We start from the raw sequence: 17,653 nt of genomic DNA, 5'->3' as shown, positions 1-17,653 counted from the left end.
GCCGTACCTCCAATTGGACCTGCCGACGAGCTTGCGAGCGTCAGGCACCGACTGGCGGAACTGGGGGAATACAGGTGGGGAAATCGTCGAACAGCGCCGTCGTGCGGACCGCTTCGCGTGTCGCGGAGCGCAGCAAGCGTGAGCCCGCGGCAACGCCTCTCGTCTCCGCGCTAATTCCCTGCCTCAACGAACAAGCGACGATCGGTATCTGCATCCGGAAGGTGCTCGGCGCCTTCGCCAGGCGCGGCATCGTCGGCGAGGTCGTCGTCGGCGACAACGGCTCGACCGACCGCTCGGTCGAAATCGCCAAAGCACTCGGTGCTCGCGTGGTTCACCAGCCGGTGCGCGGCTATGGAGCGGCAATCAGCGCTGCCGCCGCCGCTGCGGGTGGCAAGTATTTCATCATGGCCGATGGCGATGACTCCTACGACTGGGGCGAGATCGACGCCTTCATCGACGCGCTCGAGGGCGGCGCCGAGCTGGTCATGGGCAATCGCTTCGCCGGTGGCATCGAGCCGGGCGCCATGCCGCCGCTTCACCGCTACCTCGGCAATCCGGTGCTCTCCGCCGTGGCCCGCTGGCTGCACCGCTCGCCAATCCGCGACTTCCACTGCGGCATGCGCGGCTTCACGCGCGAAGCCTTCCAGCGGCTAGGCGCGCGCTCGCCGGGCATGGAGTTCGCGTCGGAGATGGTGATCAACGCTCACCGTGCCGGGCTCGACATCCGCGAAGTCCCGATCAAGCTTTATCCCGACAAGCGCGGCCGTCCGCCGCACTTGCGCTCGTTCCGCGACGGCTGGCGGCATCTGCGGCTGATCATCGCCTATGCGCCGGACACGCTGTACCTGATCCCCGGCCTCGTCCTGCTGACGCTCGGCGTGCTCGGTCTCGCCGCTCTGGCGCGCGGACCGATCCTGGCCGGCAACCACTATTTCGGCATCCACTTCGTGGCGCTGTCGTCGATGGCGACGTTGATCGGCCTCTGCGCTATCCTCCTCGGAATGCTCGCGAAGGTCGCGATCGCCATCTACCAGCCGATCGAGCGAGGCCGCGTCGTTCCGTGGCTGAAGCGCGGACGCCCGCTGGAATGGCTGGTACTGGGTGGAAGCATCCTGGCGGCCGGCGGACTCGCTTCGGACGCGCTGCTTGCGTTCAAGTGGATATTCAAGGGCGGCCCGATGGAGCAATCCGTTCACCTGGTCTTCGCCACGACGACCGCGACGGTCGCCGGCGTGATGATGGTCCTGTCCGGCTTCGTCCTGAAGCTGCTGCTGGATAATCTGGACGAGCGGCACGGCTCCTGAAGCCAGATGACTGCTCACCAGACGTTTCCGTCGACGCGACCTGGCGCTGACCGTGCCTCGTGGAAGCGCCAGACCGCGCTGACGGGCCTGCTCCTGCTCGCGATCACGGTCATCCTGTCGCGCAGCCACGTTTACTTCTTCCCGATCCACCAGGTGCAGTCGCAGGACGCGCTGCCGCTGTTCGTCCTGTCCCTTTCGCTAGTCGTCAGCGCCTTCTGGTCGCCGGCTTGGCATCTGCCGTCGCGTCTGCCGAAGGCACGCTGGCTGCTGGCATTTGCGTTCGTTCTTGCCGGGTTGCTCGCATTCGCAAGCTACGCGCTGATGGGCAGCTTCCCGCTGTCGATCGATGAGCGGATGGTCCTGTTCGACATGGCCGTTTACGATCGTCTGCATCTCGCGTCGCCGGTGGCAGCGGCCTGGGTGCCGTACGTCAGCGCCTTGGTGCCGGCGCCTCTCCTCAACCAGAACATGCCGACCGGCCTCGTTTCCTCCTATCTGCCCATGAACGCACTGCTGCGGCTCGCTTTCTCGAAGCTGGCCGACCCCGCCCTGTTCAACCCGCTCCTGGCCGTAGCCGGCGGAGTGGCATTGCTCGACGTTGCACGTGGGACCTTTGGCCGTGACAACCGAGCATGCTGGGTCGTGCTGCTCGTCTACGCGCTGTCCGCACAGATGCTCGTCAACACGATGACGGTCTATTCGATGACCGGCCACATGGCGTTGAACCTGATCTGGCTTGCGGCATTCCTCCGCGGCGGCCGGCTCGGGCACTCGATCGCCATCCTGAGCGCCTTCGCAGCGACGGGGCTCCACCAGATCGCGTTCCACCCATTCTTCGCCGCGCCATTCCTGCTCTGGCGGTTCCAGCACGGGGAGCGGAAGCTCGCGCTGCTTTACGCCGCCGCTTACGCAGCGATCATCCTGTGGTGGGCCGTCTTCCCCGCACTTGCGGCTCCCGAGGTTGCAAGTGCCGTGCAGCAAGCGCCCAGCACGAGCCTGATGGCACGCGTCACGACCGCTTTCGCCGAGCGGCGGGGTGACACGGGCATCACCATGTTCCTCAATCTTGTCCGCTTCGTCGCCTGGCAAAACCTGGCGCTGATCCCGCTGCTTTCCGCAGCAATCCCGCTGGCGATCCGGGGTCGCGGGCTCCCCGCTGCCTTGCTGCTCGGCATTTGCCTGTGGCTCGCCTTCATTACCGTCGTCATCCCGTTTCAGGGTCACGGCTGGGGCTTTCGCTACCTTCACCCGTACCTGGGGAGCTTCGCTCTGCTTGCCGGCTACGGCTACGAGGAGCTTCGTGCCGTCACTGGACGACGCGCCGACGGTCTAGTGCTCGCATTGAGCGGAGTGACAGCGGTCGTCACCATCCCGCTGTTGCTCGCCGCCACTTACCGCTTTGTTCAGCCCTATGTTGCCCTTGAACGGCTGGTCGCGGCGCAGCAGGCCCCGATGGTGCTGATCGATACCACGCCCCGGCCGACCATGGACGGCCGTTGGGCAGGTAACGCGATCGAGACCGTCCGCAATTTGCCGGACTTGAGCAATCGGCCGCTGCGGATTTCCAGTATCAACATCAACTCTGACCTCCTCGTCCGGCTATGCGGCAGAGGCAGGATCGCGCTGATCACCCGCGCCGACCAGCACAGCGTCAGTTTCGCTTCCAACGGCGCTCCGGACAGTCCCTCTTTCGACAAGCTTGTGCGCAATGTTCACGAAAAAGTGCCCAATTGCCTGGTATCCGCTGCAGGTGTGGGCAAATGAGCGGGGGTTCAGGATCGATGTGGCTCCTTGACGAGCTGGAGGGCCGGCATGCTCGATGAGGCACCCGTGCAGCCGGATCGCGCGGATCGCTCGCCGATGGCTGTGACGGCCACGCCCTATTTGTCGGTGGTGATGCCTGTTCACGATGGCGAGGATTGGATCGGCGCCACTCTCGAGTCCCTGGCTGCCGAACCGACCGAGGGCATCGAGATCGTCGTGATCGACAGCAGCGAGGGACCGGCAACTGCTGCGATGATCGATGAATATTCCGATCGGCTGCCGGTGCGTATCATCGAGCGGCGCGACCTCGACCGTTGGCAGACCAAAACCAACTTCGGCGTGGAGCAGGCGAGGGCCGCGCACGTCTGCATGCTCCACCAGGACGATGTGTGGCTGCCCGGGCGGATCGCGGCCGTGCAGCGGTGGATCGCCAAGGCGCCGGACGCTGCACTTCACCTCGCCCCGACGATGATCATTGACCGCCGCGGCCGTGCACTCGGCCGATGGAGCTGCCCGCTGCCGGCCGAGCGCATGCTCGAGACGACGCTCGTCATGGAGCGGCTACTGGTGCAGAATTTCATCTCGGTGCTTGCTCCGGTATTCCGCAAAGATGCGTGGCTCGCGGCGGGCGGCGTCGACACCGACCTCTGGTACACCGCCGATTGGGATCTCTGGCTGAAGCTCGCCGGTACCGGCGCTGTCATGTACCACCGCGAGGTGACGACCGGTTTCCGCGTCCACGGCAGCTCGCTGACCGTCACTGGCTCGCGCAATCCCGAAGACTTCCGATCGCAGATGCGCACGGTGCTCGAACGGCACCTCGATCAGCTTCCGTCAGCCATGCGCGGTCGCGTCGAAGCGGCAGCCCGGGCGTCGATCGGCGTCAATGTGTCGCTCGCGACTGCCGCCGGTGGCGACTGGAAGGCGGTTGCGGCCGCTGCGTCGCAAGTGCTCGCGCTCCGTCCGTCCGGCATTGTGCGTCTGCTCAGGGACTCCCGCCTCGTCGAGCGCATCCTGCCGCGCCTCCGCGCCAAGCTTAGCGGTGCATTTTAGCAGTGGTCCGAACCGCTCCCACTGGCAACGAGCGGCCCCTCGTGGAGAGGGGGTGGCGCTATGCGTTGATCGGATTGTTCTGCGCCGTCACCAATTACGCGATCATGCTCGGCGTCGACGCGGCGGGCGGGCATTACCTGATTGCGATGTTGGCGGGGTTCCTCGTTGCCATACCTCTAGGATTCCTCCTGCACAGCCGGTTTACGTTCGCCGAGCCGCTTCGCTGGAGGTCTTTCGCTCGCTTCTTTCTGGCTGCGACATCCGCTTACCCGCTCACGGTCGTCGTGATGGTGCTGTTGTGCTCTGGATTTCGACTCAGCGTCGCGATTGCAACGCCAATAGCCACAGCGGTCCTGTTTTTATGGAACTTCGCGACTGCGCATTGGGCAATATTGCCCCGGTTCGATTTACGCGCCGCGCTCGCAGGGCTTCCGGCGAAGACGGATGCCGCACAAACTGGCCGCGGCGCGGAGGAATAAGTGGCCACCCCCGGTCAGATTGCGCGTAGGTTGCTCGGTCCATACTTCAGGCCGGTCGGGGACGCTTATCGGCGCGTCTTCGTCGATCTTGCGAAGATCGCTGAGGCCCTGAACGCCGCCATCCCACAGGGCGCGCGGATTCTCGACATTGGTGGAGGTGATGGCGCCTTGATCGACAGGGTTCTGGATCGACGTCCTGACCTGACGGTCACGATGTGCGACGTGGCTCCCATAATCGGTTCGTTCCTCAGCGACGCAAACCGGTCCAGGGTGACCCTTTTTCCTGCGACAGACTTCACGGAGATCGATGGCGATTTCGACTTCGTCATGATCACCGATGTGATGCATCACGTTGCTGTTGAGCATCGCGAGCCGTTCTTTGCGGCTCTAGCACAGAGCTGCCAACGATGGGGGTGCAGGACGCTCTTCTTCAAGGATGTCGAACCGGGGAGCTTTCGTGCGACGCTCTCGCTGCTCGCGGACTTGTACATTACCGGCGACAAGCATGTCGTGCTCTTCTCACGAGCTGAGTTTTACAGCATGTCGGAGCGCTACTTCCCCATTGCGGAGCGGGTGTCGGCCATGCCGGACTCCCCGAATTACTGCGAAACGCTGAGTTGGTGATGGGGCCGCGTCGGTTGATCGGAATGCTTGTCGCGTGCCGTCACTTGGCTTCGCGCCGCGCCACTCACAGAAGCTGACCTTGTATCTAGATTCCTCATCGAAGTGGAGGCGTTTGCGCGCATGAGCGACGTTGTGACGAAAGCAAGTTTTGAGGGTGCACTTTCGCAGATGGACGCTGCGATGCGAACCGCGCCCGAGGTCGTTCGCCCATCGAAGTTCTGGCAGGAACTCAATCGCAAGCACGGCGAGCGACTCTCGTCCTCCGGTATCGGCAACTTCAAGCGCACGCTGGCAAAGGACTATTTCACGTGGATGCGCGTACTGCCTTGGGACTCGCAGATCAGGTTCCTGATCTCGCAGTTAGGCCCTCTCGCCACCTTCGAAGCGATCATCGGTACATTCTCCCCCCTCAAGCACAGGCATATTCCGCTGGTGGAAGGTCTGGCGCTGAATTTCCTGACGCGTCTCATCTGGGCCTACGCCGAGAAGATGGCCCCGGAACAGATTTCGAGCCTTTCAGAGCCTGACGTGGGTACCCCCCCCAACATCAGGAAGGGTGGGAGGCTCATCTCGCAGGACCTTGCCAACTCGGTGCTGGAATTCCAGTCATTTGCCAGCGTGGCGACCGGCACCGTGTGCGAACTGGGCGGCGGCTACGGTCGCAATGCATTCGTCACCGCGTCGCTGGCGCCCATCTCGAAGTACATAATGGCGGACATCTCGCCGGCTCTCGGCGTGTCGCAGGAGTATCTCGGCGCCGTGTTCCCGAACAAACGCCACTTCCGCTTTCGCGATTTTGCGAGCTTCGAGGAAATCAGAGATGAGTTCGAGGCCGCCGACATGGTGTTCCTTCTGCCCCACCAACTTGCTCTTCTCCCTGACAGTTCGGTCAATCTATTCGTGAATATCTCTTCGCTGCACGAAATGCGGCTGGACCAGATCCGGCATTATCTTTCCGAAATCAGGCGGCTCGTTCAGCCGGGAGGCCACTTTTACCTGAAGGCTTGGAAAGTCTCGAAGAACCCGGTTGAGAATATCGAAATCAGGGAAGAAGATTATCCGCTTGATGGCTGGACGGAGACGTATCGACGAACCCCAGCGGTACAGACCCGCTTCTTCGAAACTCTCCTGCTAAGGTCCGCCTGAGCGAATGGGGCTGGTGACCTGGTGATGGCAATGCAAACAGCGGCTGGAGGACGGGCCGCTCCGTCGCCGCGCGATCCACGCCCCTACTTACCTGCGGTGCTCGGCGGCCTGATTGCCCTGAAGATCGCGCTGCTGTTCGCGTTGGCGGTGCATGGCCGGTTCGTCATGGACGAGTTCGCGCAATTGGGTTGGGCGAAATACCTCGGTCACGGGCTGTTCGATACCATCTGGCCTGCGAAGGCCGTCGGCTACGCCATCTTCTACAAGCTGGCCCATCTGATCGGGTGGAACGCGGTCTCCATTCTCGTCGCGGGGCGCGTAGAGACAGCGCTGCTCGGATGCGCGACCATTGCGCTCACCTATTCCTGCGCGCGGGCACTTGGGCAGGACCGGGTGAGGGCGCTTGCGATCGTCCTTGTCCTGCTGTGCTTCTCGAATTTCCTCGAGCGCATCTACCGTACGATCGCGGAGCCGGTCGCCTTGTTCTTCGCCGTCGCCGCCCTTGCGCTGGTGCTCCGGGGAAGCGCCGATCGACCGATGCGGCTCGTCGCCGCGGGCGTTCTCAGCGGCTTATCGTTCCTGTGCACGCAGAAGGCGCTCTACTTCGACGTCGCGCTCGGGATCGCACTCGTCGGAGACGCGGCACTGCGGCGCCAGTGCGGGGGTGCAGTCGCGCGCGGCGCGTGGCTGGTGGCCGGCTGGGTGCTGCCCATCATCGCCTATTGCTTCGTGTTCGGCGGCGCCCACCCGGGCGCCGTCGCCGAAAACGTTTTCATTGGCCCCACGATCATCGCTGGCCGCGGCGGCGCGGATTACGGCGGCTTGCGCCATTATGTTCTGGCCAGCCTTCAGCAGAATGCGCTGATCTATCTGTTCTGCCTGGCCGGAATGGCCCTGCGGCTCCGGCACCTGAGGCAGCTGGGCGAACAGGAGCGGATCGCGCTTATCTTCACTATCGTCATCACGCTGCTCGTCTACAGCCACGACCAGCCCTGGCCTTACGTGTTCATTATGGCGCAGCCGTTCATGGCGCTGTGGGCGATTGCTCCGATCGATCATCTCGCCAGGAACCCGCGCTTCTCCCGTATCGCGGTCATCGTCCTTGCGGTGGGCATCGCATTCAGCTTCGCGCGCAGCATCGTCTACCTCCGGCTCGGCAACACGACGCAGCTCGCGCTCGTTGCCCGTGCGGAATCGCTGCTTGGTCCCGACGACATCTACTTCGACGGCATTGCGATGCTTCCGAACCGGCGGGAGCCTTCGACGCTGTGGATCGACCGGCACTACATACTGATGACGTTGCGGGAAGGGCGCGCTTCCGAAGCTTACCAACTGCTCGCGCACTCCAGCCCGAAGCTCATCCTGTGGTCGTACCGGATGGACGCGATCGAACCCGTCGTCGGGCCGCTGATTCGCAACGACTATGTCCAGGTCGCGCCCAACATCCGCATGGTCGGGCGTGAACTGAAGCGTTCAACCGCGGCAAGGTTCAACGTCCGTATTCCCGGCGCCTACGCGCTTTACAATCGGGCGGGACAACCGGTTGGCGGGACCATTGCCGTGAATGGCCACGCATCGACTGCGCCGATCCGCATGCCGCGCGGCAGCTACGACATCACGCTGCTCAGTGGACCTGAGAGCGCACTCCTGCTGCCGCTCGGCGATTATGCAGGGAAGCTGGCGACTGGCCGCGACGACGCGCAGTTGTTCGCGCACATCTACGACTGACCCCCGCACCGCCGGCGCGAGGGTCGCTCGCGATCAGCTCGAATAATACATGTCGAATTCGACGGGGCTCGGCGTCGTTTCCCAACGCATCACTTCTTCCCACTTGAGCTCGATGTAGCTGTCGATCTGGTCCTCGCTGAACACGTCGCCGCGCGTCAGGAACGCGCGATCGTTCTGCAGGGAGACCAGGGCCTCGCGCAGGGATCCGCACACGGTCGGGACGCTGACCAGCTCCTGCGGCGGCAGGTCGTAGAGGTTCTTGTCCATCGGATCGCCGGGATGGATGCGGTTCTGGATGCCATCGAGGCCGGCCATCATGATCGCCGCATAGGCGAGGTACGGATTGGCCATCGCGTCCGGGAATCGGAACTCGACGCGCTTCGCCTTCTCGCCCGCGCCGTAGGGAATGCGGCACGAGGCGGAGCGGTTGCGGCTCGAGTAGGCCAGGAGGACCGGCGCTTCGAAGCCCGGCACGAGGCGCTTGTAGCTGTTGGTCGTCGGGTTGGTGAAGGCGTTGAGCGCGCGGGCATGCTTGATGACGCCGCCGATGAAATAGAGCGCCGTCTCGCTGAGGCCGGCATAGCCGTTACCGGCGAACAGCGGCTTGCCGCCCTTCCAGATCGACACGTGGGTGTGCATGCCGCTGCCGTTATCCTTGGCGATTGGCTTGGGCATGAAGGTCGCGGTCTTGCCGTAGGCGTGGGCGACCATGTGCACGACATACTTGTAGATCTGCATGCGATCGGCGGTCTCGACCAGAGTGCCGTAGGTCAGGCCCAGCTCGTGCTGGGCGGCGGCGACTTCGTGGTGGTGCTTGTCCATCGGCAGGCCCATCTCGATCATCGTCGAGACCATCTCGCCCCGGATATCCATGGCGCTGTCGACCGGAGCGACCGGGAAGTAGCCGCCCTTGGCGCGTGGCCGGTGGGCAAGGTTGCCGCCCTCATACTCGCGGCCCGTGTTGGTCGGCAGCTCGATGTCGTCGATGCGGTAGCCGCTGGCGGCATAGCCGTCCTCGAAACGGACATCGTCGAACATGAAGAACTCGGCTTCCGGACCGACGTAGACCGTGTCGCCGACGCCGGTCGCCTTCAGATAGGCTTCGGCGCGGGTAGCGGTGGATCGCGGGTCGCGGCCGTAGAGCTCGCCGGTGGCCGGCTCGACGACGTTGCAGAACAGAACCAGCATCGGCGTCGCGCTGAACGGGTCGGCATAGACCGCATCGAGGTCCGGCTTCAGGATCATATCGGACTCATTGATCGCCTTCCAGCCGGCAATGGAGCTTCCGTCGAACATGAAGCCGTCGGTCAGCTGGTCCTCGTCGATGAGGCCCGACGCCATGGTCAGGTGCTGCCACTTGCCCTTCGGGTCGGTAAATCGAAGATCGATCCACTCGATCTCCTCGTCCTTGATGCGCGAAAGGATGGTTCCTGCGTCGGTCGCCATGATCTTGAGTTCCCCGGCCTGAATCGTTGCTGCCCGAATGGATCCCCCGCCGGCTCAGCGGCCAGGTCGATGAAACGTGATTCGAGCTTGAGGCCCCAGATTCCCCACGTGGCGCCGAGAGTCAGGCCCGCGGCGAATATTTCACCGGGTCTGAGTGTTCGCCGAACGAGGCGCGGCACAGACGCTCAGAGCTCCCGCTGCGGACGCCTTAAGCAGGTCGCGCTCGGAGCCGGTGTGCTCGAGCCAGGAGCGCCAGCTATCCGGTGGCAGGACGATGATCTGGCGGTGGTGGTAGGGGGCAACGTCGTCGCCAGGCTCCCCCGTCAGCAGAGTGAAGGCTTCACCAACCTGCGGACTTGTGCGCACCAGCCCGGCGATTGCCACGAGAGGGTGATGACTCGGACTGAATAGCCAGCGATCCTTCGTCTTCTGCTTCGGGTCCTCGGGCTTGGTGAACTCGTAGAACCCGTCGGCGAGCGCGAGGCAGCGCCCTGACGGGAACCTCCGGCCTTCGGAGCGGAAGTTGTACACCGGCTTCCCGTTTGGACCAGGCCAGCTCCAGCGGCGGACGACCAGCTCGAACGTGCCCGGTTGGCTGCCCGCACGGACGATCGGCGCCGGATCGGTGATGCAGACGTCCCGCGGCGACAGATTAGGGATGCCGTCGGGAAAGCTCAGGGGCATTTGCAGGTCGCGGAAAATCGCCGCGATCTCGTCTACCGACTTCGACTGGGTGTAGAGATTGCACATTGCGACAGCTCCGGCGGCGCACCTGGGCGCCACATCCGGCTGCCTGCGACAGCGAAAGATGTAAATGGGCGGTTCACTGCAATTCCCGCATCCTGAGTGCAGCTATCGATCAAGGAATTGAATTCTATGAAGAAGTTGACCATCGCGGTTGCGCTCGGCGCCACCATCGTCGGCACGCAGGCCCTGGCGCAGCAGGCTCAGATTCCGCCCGCGGCGCCTGTCGCGCAGGGGTCCGGCAGCCACATGCACGCCGACCGCACGCGCCAGCAGGCGCAACAGATGGCCAGCACGATGTTCCAGCGCTTCGACTTGAACGGCGATGGCGTCCTCACGCGTGACGAGGCGCAGCAGGCGCTGAGCCAGTCCACGGCTGCCCGCGGCGGCGAGGCTGGCGAAGGCGAGCGGGGCGGTGGCCGTGCCCAGCGCATGCTCGCGCGCATGTTCGGCGACTCCGCATCCGTGACCCTGGCGCAATTCGAAAATCAGGCGCTCGCCCGCTTCGACCGCGAAGACATCGACCGGAACGGTGTCGTCACCAGCGCCGAGCGCCAGCAGGCCCGCGCCAACCGCGGCCAGTAATCTCCTGCAGCGGCGTGCTTAGTAGGCACGCCGCTGTGCGGACAGCAGCATTCTGAGCAGCATCGCGACGGGGCGGGGAACGCCAACCTTGCCCTCGAGCCACAGGCTTACGGCCGAGCGGGAGACGCCGATCGCCTGGGCAAGGTCGTTCTGGGTGCGATAGCCGAGGCTGCGCATCGCACCGCGCAGCTCGTCCGGCGACATCGAAGCGAGCATTTCACGGTCTTCGGCCATCTAGATGGCGTCGTCCCCCCGGTCGCCGGTCCGAATGCGGATCGCCTGCTCGACATTGGTGACGAAGATCTTCCCGTCCCCGATGCGGCCGGTGCGCGCGGCGTTCTCGATTGCCTCGACGACATTCTCAACGAGCGAGTCCTCGATCACGACCTCGACCTTCACCTTGGGCAGGAAGTCGATGACATATTCGGCGCCCCGATAGAGTTCTGTGTGGCCCTTCTGGCGACCGAAACCCTTGACCTCGGCAACCGTGATCCCGCTGACGCCCACGTCGTGGAGCGCATCCTTCACGTCGTCCAGCTTGAACGGCTTGATGATGGCTTCAACCTTTTTCACTTCATGTCCCCTGCAGGTCTCGCACCATCGTATCGCGACCTCCCGCGGCCCGCCAGCGTCTCGTGTCGCGACGCCGATCGGCGCGATAGCGACTTCTCTCGACCCGCCGGACGGCGTAGGGACCCCGACCCATGATCGAACGCGCCATCATCCTCAGCGCCGGCCAGGGCTCCCGCCTCCTGCCGCTCACCGCCGAGCGTCCCAAATGCCTCATCGACTTCTCCGGCCAGACCCTGCTCGCCTGGCAGGTGCAGATGCTGTTCGAAAGCGGCGTGACCCGCATCGACGTGGTCACCGGTTTCATGACCGGCATGGTGGAGGAGGAGCTTGTTCGGCTCGCCCGGCCGGGTTTGACCCTGCGCGCCGTCTTCAACCCGTTCTACAAGGTCGCCGACAACCTCGGCTCCTGCTGGATCGCGCGTGGGGCGATGAATGGAGACTTCCTGATCCTCAACGGCGACACGCTCGTCTCACGGGAGATCGTTCAGCGGGTTCTCGCCGGGGGCGCCGACTGGCCGATTGCGGTAACCGTGGATGCGAAGCCCGTCTACGACAGCGACGATATGAAGGTGACCCGCATCGGCGACCGACTCGCCGCCATCGGCAAGACGCTCTCCGCGGAGCAGGCGAATGCCGAATCAATCGGATTCCTGGCGTTCCGCGGGGAGGGCGTCGCGCTCTTTCGCGACACTGTCGACGCGTTCATGCGAACGCCGGCGGGTGTCGAGAACTGGTATCTGAAGATCATCGACTCCCTCGCGCCGACAGGAAAGGTCGGCACTATCTCCATCGAGGGCCTCGAATGGGCCGAGGTGGATTTCCTCAGCGACATCGAGGCGGGGTCGAAGCTAACGGCCCGCTGGCGCGGCTAGTTCGGCCAGGCCGCCTTCAGCCAGGCGGCGAGGTCGGCGATCTGCGCGGCATCGAGCGTCACCCCTGAGCCGAGGTCCGGCGTCTTCGGCCAGCCTTGGTCCGGCAACGCAAGGCCCCCGCGCTGCCGCGCACCTTCATAGCGGGGGATCACGTGGAAGTGGACGTGCGGGTCCACCATCATCAGCATCAGGTAATTGATGCGGTCGTAGCCGACGAGCGTCTGAAGAACGGCTTCGATGTCCCGCGAGGCAACTGCCAGTTCGGTATGGGCAGCCTCGGGCAAGTCGCCGAACGCCGTCGCATCCGACTTCGCGGCCAGCACCAGGGATCCCAGGGTGGGCTGGGCAGGTCGCACCAGCACCACCCAGTGCGCATAATCCCGCACCAGCGTCGCGGGGTGACCGAATTTGCGGATCGTCTCGTTCACGGCTGCGTCTCCATCCAGGTCGTGATCGGTCCCGAACGCGCGCTCGTGACCAGCGCCTGCACCAGCTGAACGCAATGGACGAGCAGCGACAGCACCGTCCACCAGGCCACCACGATCAACCCCAGATCCGGGCGGCCGCCGGCTAGTGAGACGAACAGGATTAGCATGTTCGGATTGCGCCGCGCGGTGATCAGCCGGAAGTTCGTGTCGAACCTGCGCCAGACGTGGATGTGGAACCCGAAGCGGCGGACGAAGAAACCTTCGATCAGCCGCTGCACGACGTAGCTGACGACGATGGCGACCATGACCCAGGTCAGCGTCTCTCCTCGCAGCGGGTGGGGTGTGAACGCCGTTCCGACCCCCCACGCGATCCACCAGAAGGGCGGGTGAACGATGTCGATGCCGTGGTCGAAAATGTTGCCCCACCACGAGGAGGTGACAGTGCAGCGCGCCAGCTTCCCGTCGACGGTGTCGAGCACCATGAACACGAAGCCGCAGGCCAGCCCGGTCCAGTACCAGCCGAAGGCGAACAGCACGGTTGCCACGACGCACAAGGTCGCGCCGATCCCTGTCACCATGTTCGGCGTCATGCCCGCCCGTGCTGCCAGCTGGGTCAGCGCCAGCGCCATCTCGGGCCACAGGTATTTGGTCAGGATGTCGGTGACGCCCTTGTAGGCGCCATAATAGCTTAGCCGCTCGATGTCGGCGGAGTTGGACCGTCTGAGCGGCTCCACGAACGGGCACTCACGCTTGCGCAGCTTGCGATTGTAGAGCGTCGGTCGGTCATCGTAGTTGATAGCCGTCAGGCCGGGCGCGGTAAGCGCCTGGTCCGGCTCAACCCCGGCAGGAAGGTTCGCCAGGACCGGACGCCCGCTGACGACGAGCACGGAGCCGGGCTGTGTCGCGATGTGCTGGAACCAGGCAGGATCGAACGCATAGCCGGCGTCCGCCCACAGCGTCGGCAGCGACACATCGCGTGCTCCGGTTCCGGGCTCAAGTCCTGCAGCCTGCGCAAGGCGGCGGATACGCTCGCTGTTGGTTAGCCCCCAGAGCCGCACTCCAGTCTCGTTGCCGATCTCGACGTTCATCGATCCGGTCAATGTGGGCTTCCTGGATGTCCGCCCGGTCCCAGTACCTGCGGCAAGGGGCTGCGCTAGCTACGCGTAGGGTGGCTTGTCGAGCCCGGCGGGGCTCTTCGTGAAGATCTCGCAGCCGGTTTGGGTGATGCCGATCGAATGCTCGAACTGCGCCGAAAGCGATCGGTCGCGCGTGACCGCCGTCCAGCCGTCGTCGAGCACCTTCACGTCCGGCCGGCCGAGATTGATCATCGGCTCGACCGTGAAGATCATGCCCGGCCGAAGCTCCGGCCCGGTACCCGGGCGGCCGGCGTGGATCACCTCGGGGCTGTCGTGGAACACCTGGCCGACACCATGGCCGCAGAAGTCGCGGACGACGCTGTAGCGCTGCGCTTCGGCATGGCGCTGGATGGCATTGGCAATGTCGCCGAGGCGATTGCCCGGCCGCGCCTGCTCGATCCCGAGCAACAGGCATTCGTGCGTCACGTCGACGAGCTTGCGCGCGCGGAGCGGGACGTTGCCCGCGAAGTACATGCGGCTCGTGTCGCCGTGCCAGCCGTCGACGATCGGCGTCACGTCGATGTTGACGATGTCGCCGTCCTTCAGCGTCTTCTCGCTCGGGATGCCATGGCACACGACGTGGTTGATCGAGATGCAGCAGCTCTTCGTGTAGCCGCGATAGCCCAGCGTTGCCGGCACTCCGCCGCCGTCGAGCGTCATCCGGTAAACGATGTCGTCCAGCTCTTGAGTCGTGACGCCCGGCACCACGTGGGGCGCCAGAGCGTCGAGGATCTCGGCCGCGAGCCGGCCGGCGCGGCGCATCCCTTCGAAGCCTTCCGGGCCGTACAGCTTGATCACGCCATTACGGGCTTCGACCCGGTCTTCGGCGGCAACGGTGATGTATTGAGTCATCGCGGTTACATAGGCACGGGGGTTGCGGAAGTCGATTGGGAGAAGGCCGGTTGGGCGATCAGTCGAGGCAATGGACGGCCGCATTGGCGGTGATCGGTGACGAGATCCTGTCCGGCCGGACGCAGGACAAGAATGTCGCCCAGCTCGCCACCTGGCTGAACGACGAGGGCATCCGCCTGGCGGAAGTGCGGATCGTGCCCGACGACAGCGTCCGCATCGGCGACGCAGTGAACGCGCTCCGCGTTGCCCACGACTATCTTTTCACCACCGGCGGGATCGGCCCTACGCACGACGACATCACGATCGACGCCATCGCCGCGGCCGTCGGCGTCCCCGTGGTCATCGATCCGCACGCGCGGCAGATCCTCGAAGACTATTACCGCGACCGGCCCGGCGGCCTGACCGAGCCTCGGCTGCGGATGGCGCGGGTGCCCGAGGGCGCCGAACTGCTGCCCAATCCCAGCTCCGGAGCGCCCGGCGTGAAGTGGGGCAACATCTACATCCTCGCCGGCGTGCCGCACATCGCTGCAAGCATGCTCCAGGCGCTTACCGGCAAGCTGGAGGGCGGCAGGCCGGTCGTCTCAGTCACGATCGGCGCGCACGTTGCCGAAAGCGATGTCGCGCAACTTCTGAGGACGCTCGAGGAAGCTACGCCCGGCGTTTCGATCGGCAGCTACCCCTTCTCGAAGGATGGGCGCTCCGGCGCCAACTTCGTCATCCGCTCGGAGGATGAGGCGCTCGCGCAGGCCACCGGGAACGAGTTGGCGGCGCGGCTGCGCGAGGCCGGACACGAGCCGGTGGACGGCGGCATCTGACAATCGCAACCGTGCTGGCCAGCGGCGCGGCCCCCGGCTGTCATCAAACCGTAACTCGAACGTCACTGCGGTGTAGCAGAGCTACGTTATTGGCGAGTCGTGGGGAGCGAAGAGGCTGCCGACACGGACTCACATGGCGCGGGCGCACAGCTTTCGCCGAATTGCGCCGCAGCTCTCGGGCGAGCAGCGGCTGGGGAAGGCAAAACCATGACGTTCAATGTTCTCGGCACTGCTGTTGCGGATCGCTGCTCCGGGGTTCACTTGCGCCAGTCCAGGGGCAATGGGCTGGGGAGAAACGCGATGCGGCGGACCCTTTTGGCTCTTCTGTTCGGCGCGGCTGCAGCGCAGCCGGCGCTGGCGGCGACCGAAGATCGGCAGATCTGGACGACCGCGTCCGCCTCGTTCAAGCTTTCCGACCGTTGGCGCCTGTCCCAGGAACTGGTCGGCCGCTTCAGTGACAACCGCAACGGCCTCTACGAAATCGAGTCCAACACCCTCATCGGCTACCGCCTGAACAAGGTGGTGACCGTCTGGGCCGGCTACACCCACGATCCGCAATATTCGGCCGGTGATTTCACGGTGCTCGAGCATCGCGCACGCGAGCAGGTGACTTTCGACAATCTCGGTCAGCTCGGCCCGGGCAAGATCAACGCTCGGCTGAGGGTGGAACAGCGCTGGCGTGAAGGCGTCGACGGCACCGGCTGGAGGGCGCGGCCGTTCATCCGATATTCGATCCCGCTGAAGGGCAAGACCGCGCTCAACCTCAGCAATGAGACGTTCGTCAATTTGAACACCACGACTTTCCAGAAGAAGCCGGGTGTCGACCGCATGCGCAACCTGATCGCAGTGGCGACGCCGCTCGCGAAGAACCTCACCGTGGAACTCGGTTATCTCAACCAGTACGGGTTCGTGCGCGGCGGGCCGAACACGATGGACCACGTTGCCCACATTGCGGTGAGTTTCAGTCGCTGACGATACCGCCACGGCGGCCCACGGTAGCGAGCCGCGTGGTGATTCCGCCGTGGCGCGGCTCGCCTGATCGGATAGATAGTCGACGTGCCGCCAGACACGCCCGCCATTCGCGCCCTAGTCGACGCGCTCGAAGAGCCGGCCCTGATCGTCGAAGGCCTGACGATCAGCTTCGCGAACGATGCTGCCAAGGCCGTACTCGGGCAGGGGATCGAGGATCGGGACGTCCGGCTGGCCATTCGGCATCCGGACGCGCTTGAACATATCCTCACGGGACGTTCCGGCGAGATCGAAGTGACGGGGATCGGCGCGGTCGGGCGGCCCTGGCGCGTGCTGGTGCGCGGATTGGGCCGTGGCACCTCATTCGTCCGCATCATTGATCGGGCGGCGGTCGTTTCCGCCGAGAAGATGCGCGTCGACTTCGTCGCCAACGCCAGTCACGAGCTTCGGACCCCTCTCTCGACGGTCATCGGCTATGCCGAAACGCTGACCGACGGTGCTGCCCTCGAAGAGGACGTGCGTCACAAGTTCGCCGCCACGATTCTCGACGAAGCAACGAGGATGCTCCGGATCATCGAGGATTTGATGAGCCTCTCGCGCATCCAGGCCGACCGTTTCGTCGAGCCCAATGAAGCGGTGGATATCGACGAGGTAGTGCGCATGGCCGTGGGCAATGCGGCGCAGCTTGGCCTGGCGAGCAAGTGCACCTTCAATCTGGATCTGCCGGGGCCGCTGCCGACCGTCAGGGGCGACGGTGGCCAGCTGCTGCAGGTTTTCGACAACCTGCTCAGCAATGCCGTGCGATATGGCTGCCATGAATCGAACTCCAGCGTCGATGTGGCGGCGTCCGTACGGGCAGGGTGGGTCACCGTGACGGTTACGGATCATGGACCCGGAATTCCGCGCGAGCACGTGCCCCGGCTCACCGAACGCTTCTACCGGGTGAACGAGGCTCGCAGCCGGAGCTCGGGCGGTACCGGGCTGGGGCTCGCGATCGTCAAGCACATCGTCGAACGGCACCGCGGCGCACTCGAGATCAGGAGCGAGCTCGGTACCGGCACGAGTGTGTCCGTAAGGCTGCCGATCGCCCGCTGAGGGCTGTCATCGTCGCGTAACAAAACTGACGCAGCGCCGT

The 17,653-nt window shown here is 64.6% G+C and carries 19 protein-coding genes; 12 read left to right on the top strand and 7 right to left on the bottom strand.

The annotated features are described in order from the left end of the window. The first annotated feature begins 74 nt into the window (after nucleotides 1–74). The 7 genes from ACUXST_RS05670 to ACUXST_RS05640 all read left to right on the top strand — a co-directional run bounded on the left by ACUXST_RS05670 (nucleotide 75) and on the right by ACUXST_RS05640 (nucleotide 8,098). Nucleotides 75–1,304 (top strand): glycosyltransferase family 2 protein, encoded by a 1,230-nt coding sequence (locus ACUXST_RS05670; protein WP_458388955.1) that lies wholly within the window; start codon nucleotides 75–77, stop codon nucleotides 1,302–1,304. A gap of 6 nt (nucleotides 1,305–1,310) precedes the next feature. Further along, entirely contained in the window at nucleotides 1,311–3,068 is a 1,758-nt protein-coding gene (locus ACUXST_RS05665) for a hypothetical protein (RefSeq protein ID WP_458388954.1), read from the top strand. Between the two features lie 48 nt (nucleotides 3,069–3,116). After that, on the top strand, nucleotides 3,117–4,121 hold the full coding sequence (locus ACUXST_RS05660; protein WP_458388953.1) for a glycosyltransferase family 2 protein: 1,005 nt from the start codon (nucleotides 3,117–3,119) through the stop codon (nucleotides 4,119–4,121). 65 nt (nucleotides 4,122–4,186) lie between these two features. Beyond that, complete coding sequence (locus tag ACUXST_RS05655) at nucleotides 4,187–4,600, top strand: GtrA family protein (protein WP_458388952.1); 414 nt, start codon at nucleotides 4,187–4,189, stop codon at nucleotides 4,598–4,600. After that, the gene (locus ACUXST_RS05650) at nucleotides 4,601–5,224 is read left to right on the top strand and encodes a class I SAM-dependent methyltransferase (RefSeq protein ID WP_458388951.1); all 624 of its coding nucleotides are present in this window, start codon (nucleotides 4,601–4,603) and stop codon (nucleotides 5,222–5,224) included. 120 nt (nucleotides 5,225–5,344) lie between these two features. Then, a complete protein-coding gene (locus ACUXST_RS05645) occupies nucleotides 5,345–6,370 on the top strand; it encodes a putative sugar O-methyltransferase (RefSeq protein WP_458388950.1) in 1,026 nt (341 codons plus the stop codon). Between the two features lie 24 nt (nucleotides 6,371–6,394). Next, nucleotides 6,395–8,098, top strand: a complete 1,704-nt coding sequence (locus tag ACUXST_RS05640; RefSeq protein WP_458388949.1) for a DUF7056 domain-containing protein — start codon at nucleotides 6,395–6,397, stop codon at nucleotides 8,096–8,098. Nucleotides 8,099–8,131: 33 nt separating this feature from the next. On the opposite strand, the gene glnA is transcribed toward ACUXST_RS05640, so the two are convergent. Together glnA and ACUXST_RS05630 are read right to left on the bottom strand one after the other, a co-directional pair. After that, nucleotides 8,132–9,544 (bottom strand): type I glutamate--ammonia ligase, encoded by a 1,413-nt coding sequence (glnA, locus tag ACUXST_RS05635; RefSeq protein ID WP_458388948.1) that lies wholly within the window; start codon nucleotides 9,542–9,544, stop codon nucleotides 8,132–8,134. A 141-nt stretch (nucleotides 9,545–9,685) separates the two neighbouring features. Continuing rightward, entirely contained in the window at nucleotides 9,686–10,294 is a 609-nt protein-coding gene (locus ACUXST_RS05630; RefSeq protein ID WP_458388947.1) for an SOS response-associated peptidase, read from the bottom strand. Nucleotides 10,295–10,420: 126 nt separating this feature from the next. On the opposite strand from ACUXST_RS05630, the gene ACUXST_RS05625 reads away from it, so the two are divergent. Then, nucleotides 10,421–10,873: a hypothetical protein gene (locus tag ACUXST_RS05625; protein ID WP_458388946.1), complete on the top strand. Its 453-nt coding sequence runs from the start codon at nucleotides 10,421–10,423 to the stop codon at nucleotides 10,871–10,873. A gap of 18 nt (nucleotides 10,874–10,891) precedes the next feature. Here ACUXST_RS05625 and ACUXST_RS05620 read toward each other — a convergent pair whose 3' ends face one another. Both ACUXST_RS05620 and ACUXST_RS05615 read right to left on the bottom strand, forming a co-directional pair. After that, nucleotides 10,892–11,107, bottom strand: a complete 216-nt coding sequence (locus ACUXST_RS05620; RefSeq protein ID WP_458388945.1) for a helix-turn-helix domain-containing protein — start codon at nucleotides 11,105–11,107, stop codon at nucleotides 10,892–10,894. After that, entirely contained in the window at nucleotides 11,108–11,446 is a 339-nt protein-coding gene (locus tag ACUXST_RS05615; RefSeq protein WP_458388944.1) for a P-II family nitrogen regulator, read from the bottom strand. A gap of 131 nt (nucleotides 11,447–11,577) precedes the next feature. Here ACUXST_RS05615 and ACUXST_RS05610 point away from each other — a divergent pair, with 131 nt between their 5' ends. After that, nucleotides 11,578–12,318 carry a phosphocholine cytidylyltransferase family protein gene (locus ACUXST_RS05610; protein WP_458388943.1) on the top strand — a complete coding sequence of 247 codons (741 nt, stop codon included), beginning with the start codon at nucleotides 11,578–11,580 and terminating at the stop codon, nucleotides 12,316–12,318. Here ACUXST_RS05610 and ACUXST_RS05605 read toward each other — a convergent pair. The 3 genes from ACUXST_RS05605 to map form a co-directional block, all read right to left on the bottom strand. Beyond that, nucleotides 12,315–12,746: an HIT family protein gene (locus ACUXST_RS05605; RefSeq protein WP_458388942.1), complete on the bottom strand. Its 432-nt coding sequence runs from the start codon at nucleotides 12,744–12,746 to the stop codon at nucleotides 12,315–12,317. The genes ACUXST_RS05610 and ACUXST_RS05605 overlap by 4 nt on opposite strands. After that, the gene (locus ACUXST_RS05600) at nucleotides 12,743–13,834 is read right to left on the bottom strand and encodes a CDP-alcohol phosphatidyltransferase family protein (protein WP_458389023.1); all 1,092 of its coding nucleotides are present in this window, start codon (nucleotides 13,832–13,834) and stop codon (nucleotides 12,743–12,745) included. Before ACUXST_RS05600 ends, ACUXST_RS05605 begins: the two co-directional genes overlap by 4 nt. Nucleotides 13,835–13,903: 69 nt before the next feature. Next, nucleotides 13,904–14,734 carry a type I methionyl aminopeptidase gene (map, locus tag ACUXST_RS05595; protein WP_458388941.1) on the bottom strand — a complete coding sequence of 277 codons (831 nt, stop codon included), beginning with the start codon at nucleotides 14,732–14,734 and terminating at the stop codon, nucleotides 13,904–13,906. 83 nt (nucleotides 14,735–14,817) lie between these two features. On the opposite strand from map, the gene ACUXST_RS05590 reads away from it, so the two are divergent. The 3 genes from ACUXST_RS05590 to ACUXST_RS05580 all read left to right on the top strand — a co-directional run bounded on the left by ACUXST_RS05590 (nucleotide 14,818) and on the right by ACUXST_RS05580 (nucleotide 17,613). Then, on the top strand, nucleotides 14,818–15,549 hold the full coding sequence (locus tag ACUXST_RS05590) for a competence/damage-inducible protein A (RefSeq protein ID WP_458388940.1): 732 nt from the start codon (nucleotides 14,818–14,820) through the stop codon (nucleotides 15,547–15,549). A gap of 300 nt (nucleotides 15,550–15,849) precedes the next feature. Further along, nucleotides 15,850–16,521 (top strand): DUF2490 domain-containing protein, encoded by a 672-nt coding sequence (locus tag ACUXST_RS05585; protein ID WP_458388939.1) that lies wholly within the window; start codon nucleotides 15,850–15,852, stop codon nucleotides 16,519–16,521. Between the two features lie 84 nt (nucleotides 16,522–16,605). Beyond that, the gene (locus ACUXST_RS05580; protein ID WP_458388938.1) at nucleotides 16,606–17,613 is read left to right on the top strand and encodes a sensor histidine kinase; all 1,008 of its coding nucleotides are present in this window, start codon (nucleotides 16,606–16,608) and stop codon (nucleotides 17,611–17,613) included. Nucleotides 17,614–17,653: the final 40 nt, after the last annotated feature.

It is taken from the genome of Sphingomonas sp. F9_3S_D5_B_2, assembly GCF_054263715.1.
This window is presented reverse-complemented; position numbering and strand designations above follow the sequence as displayed.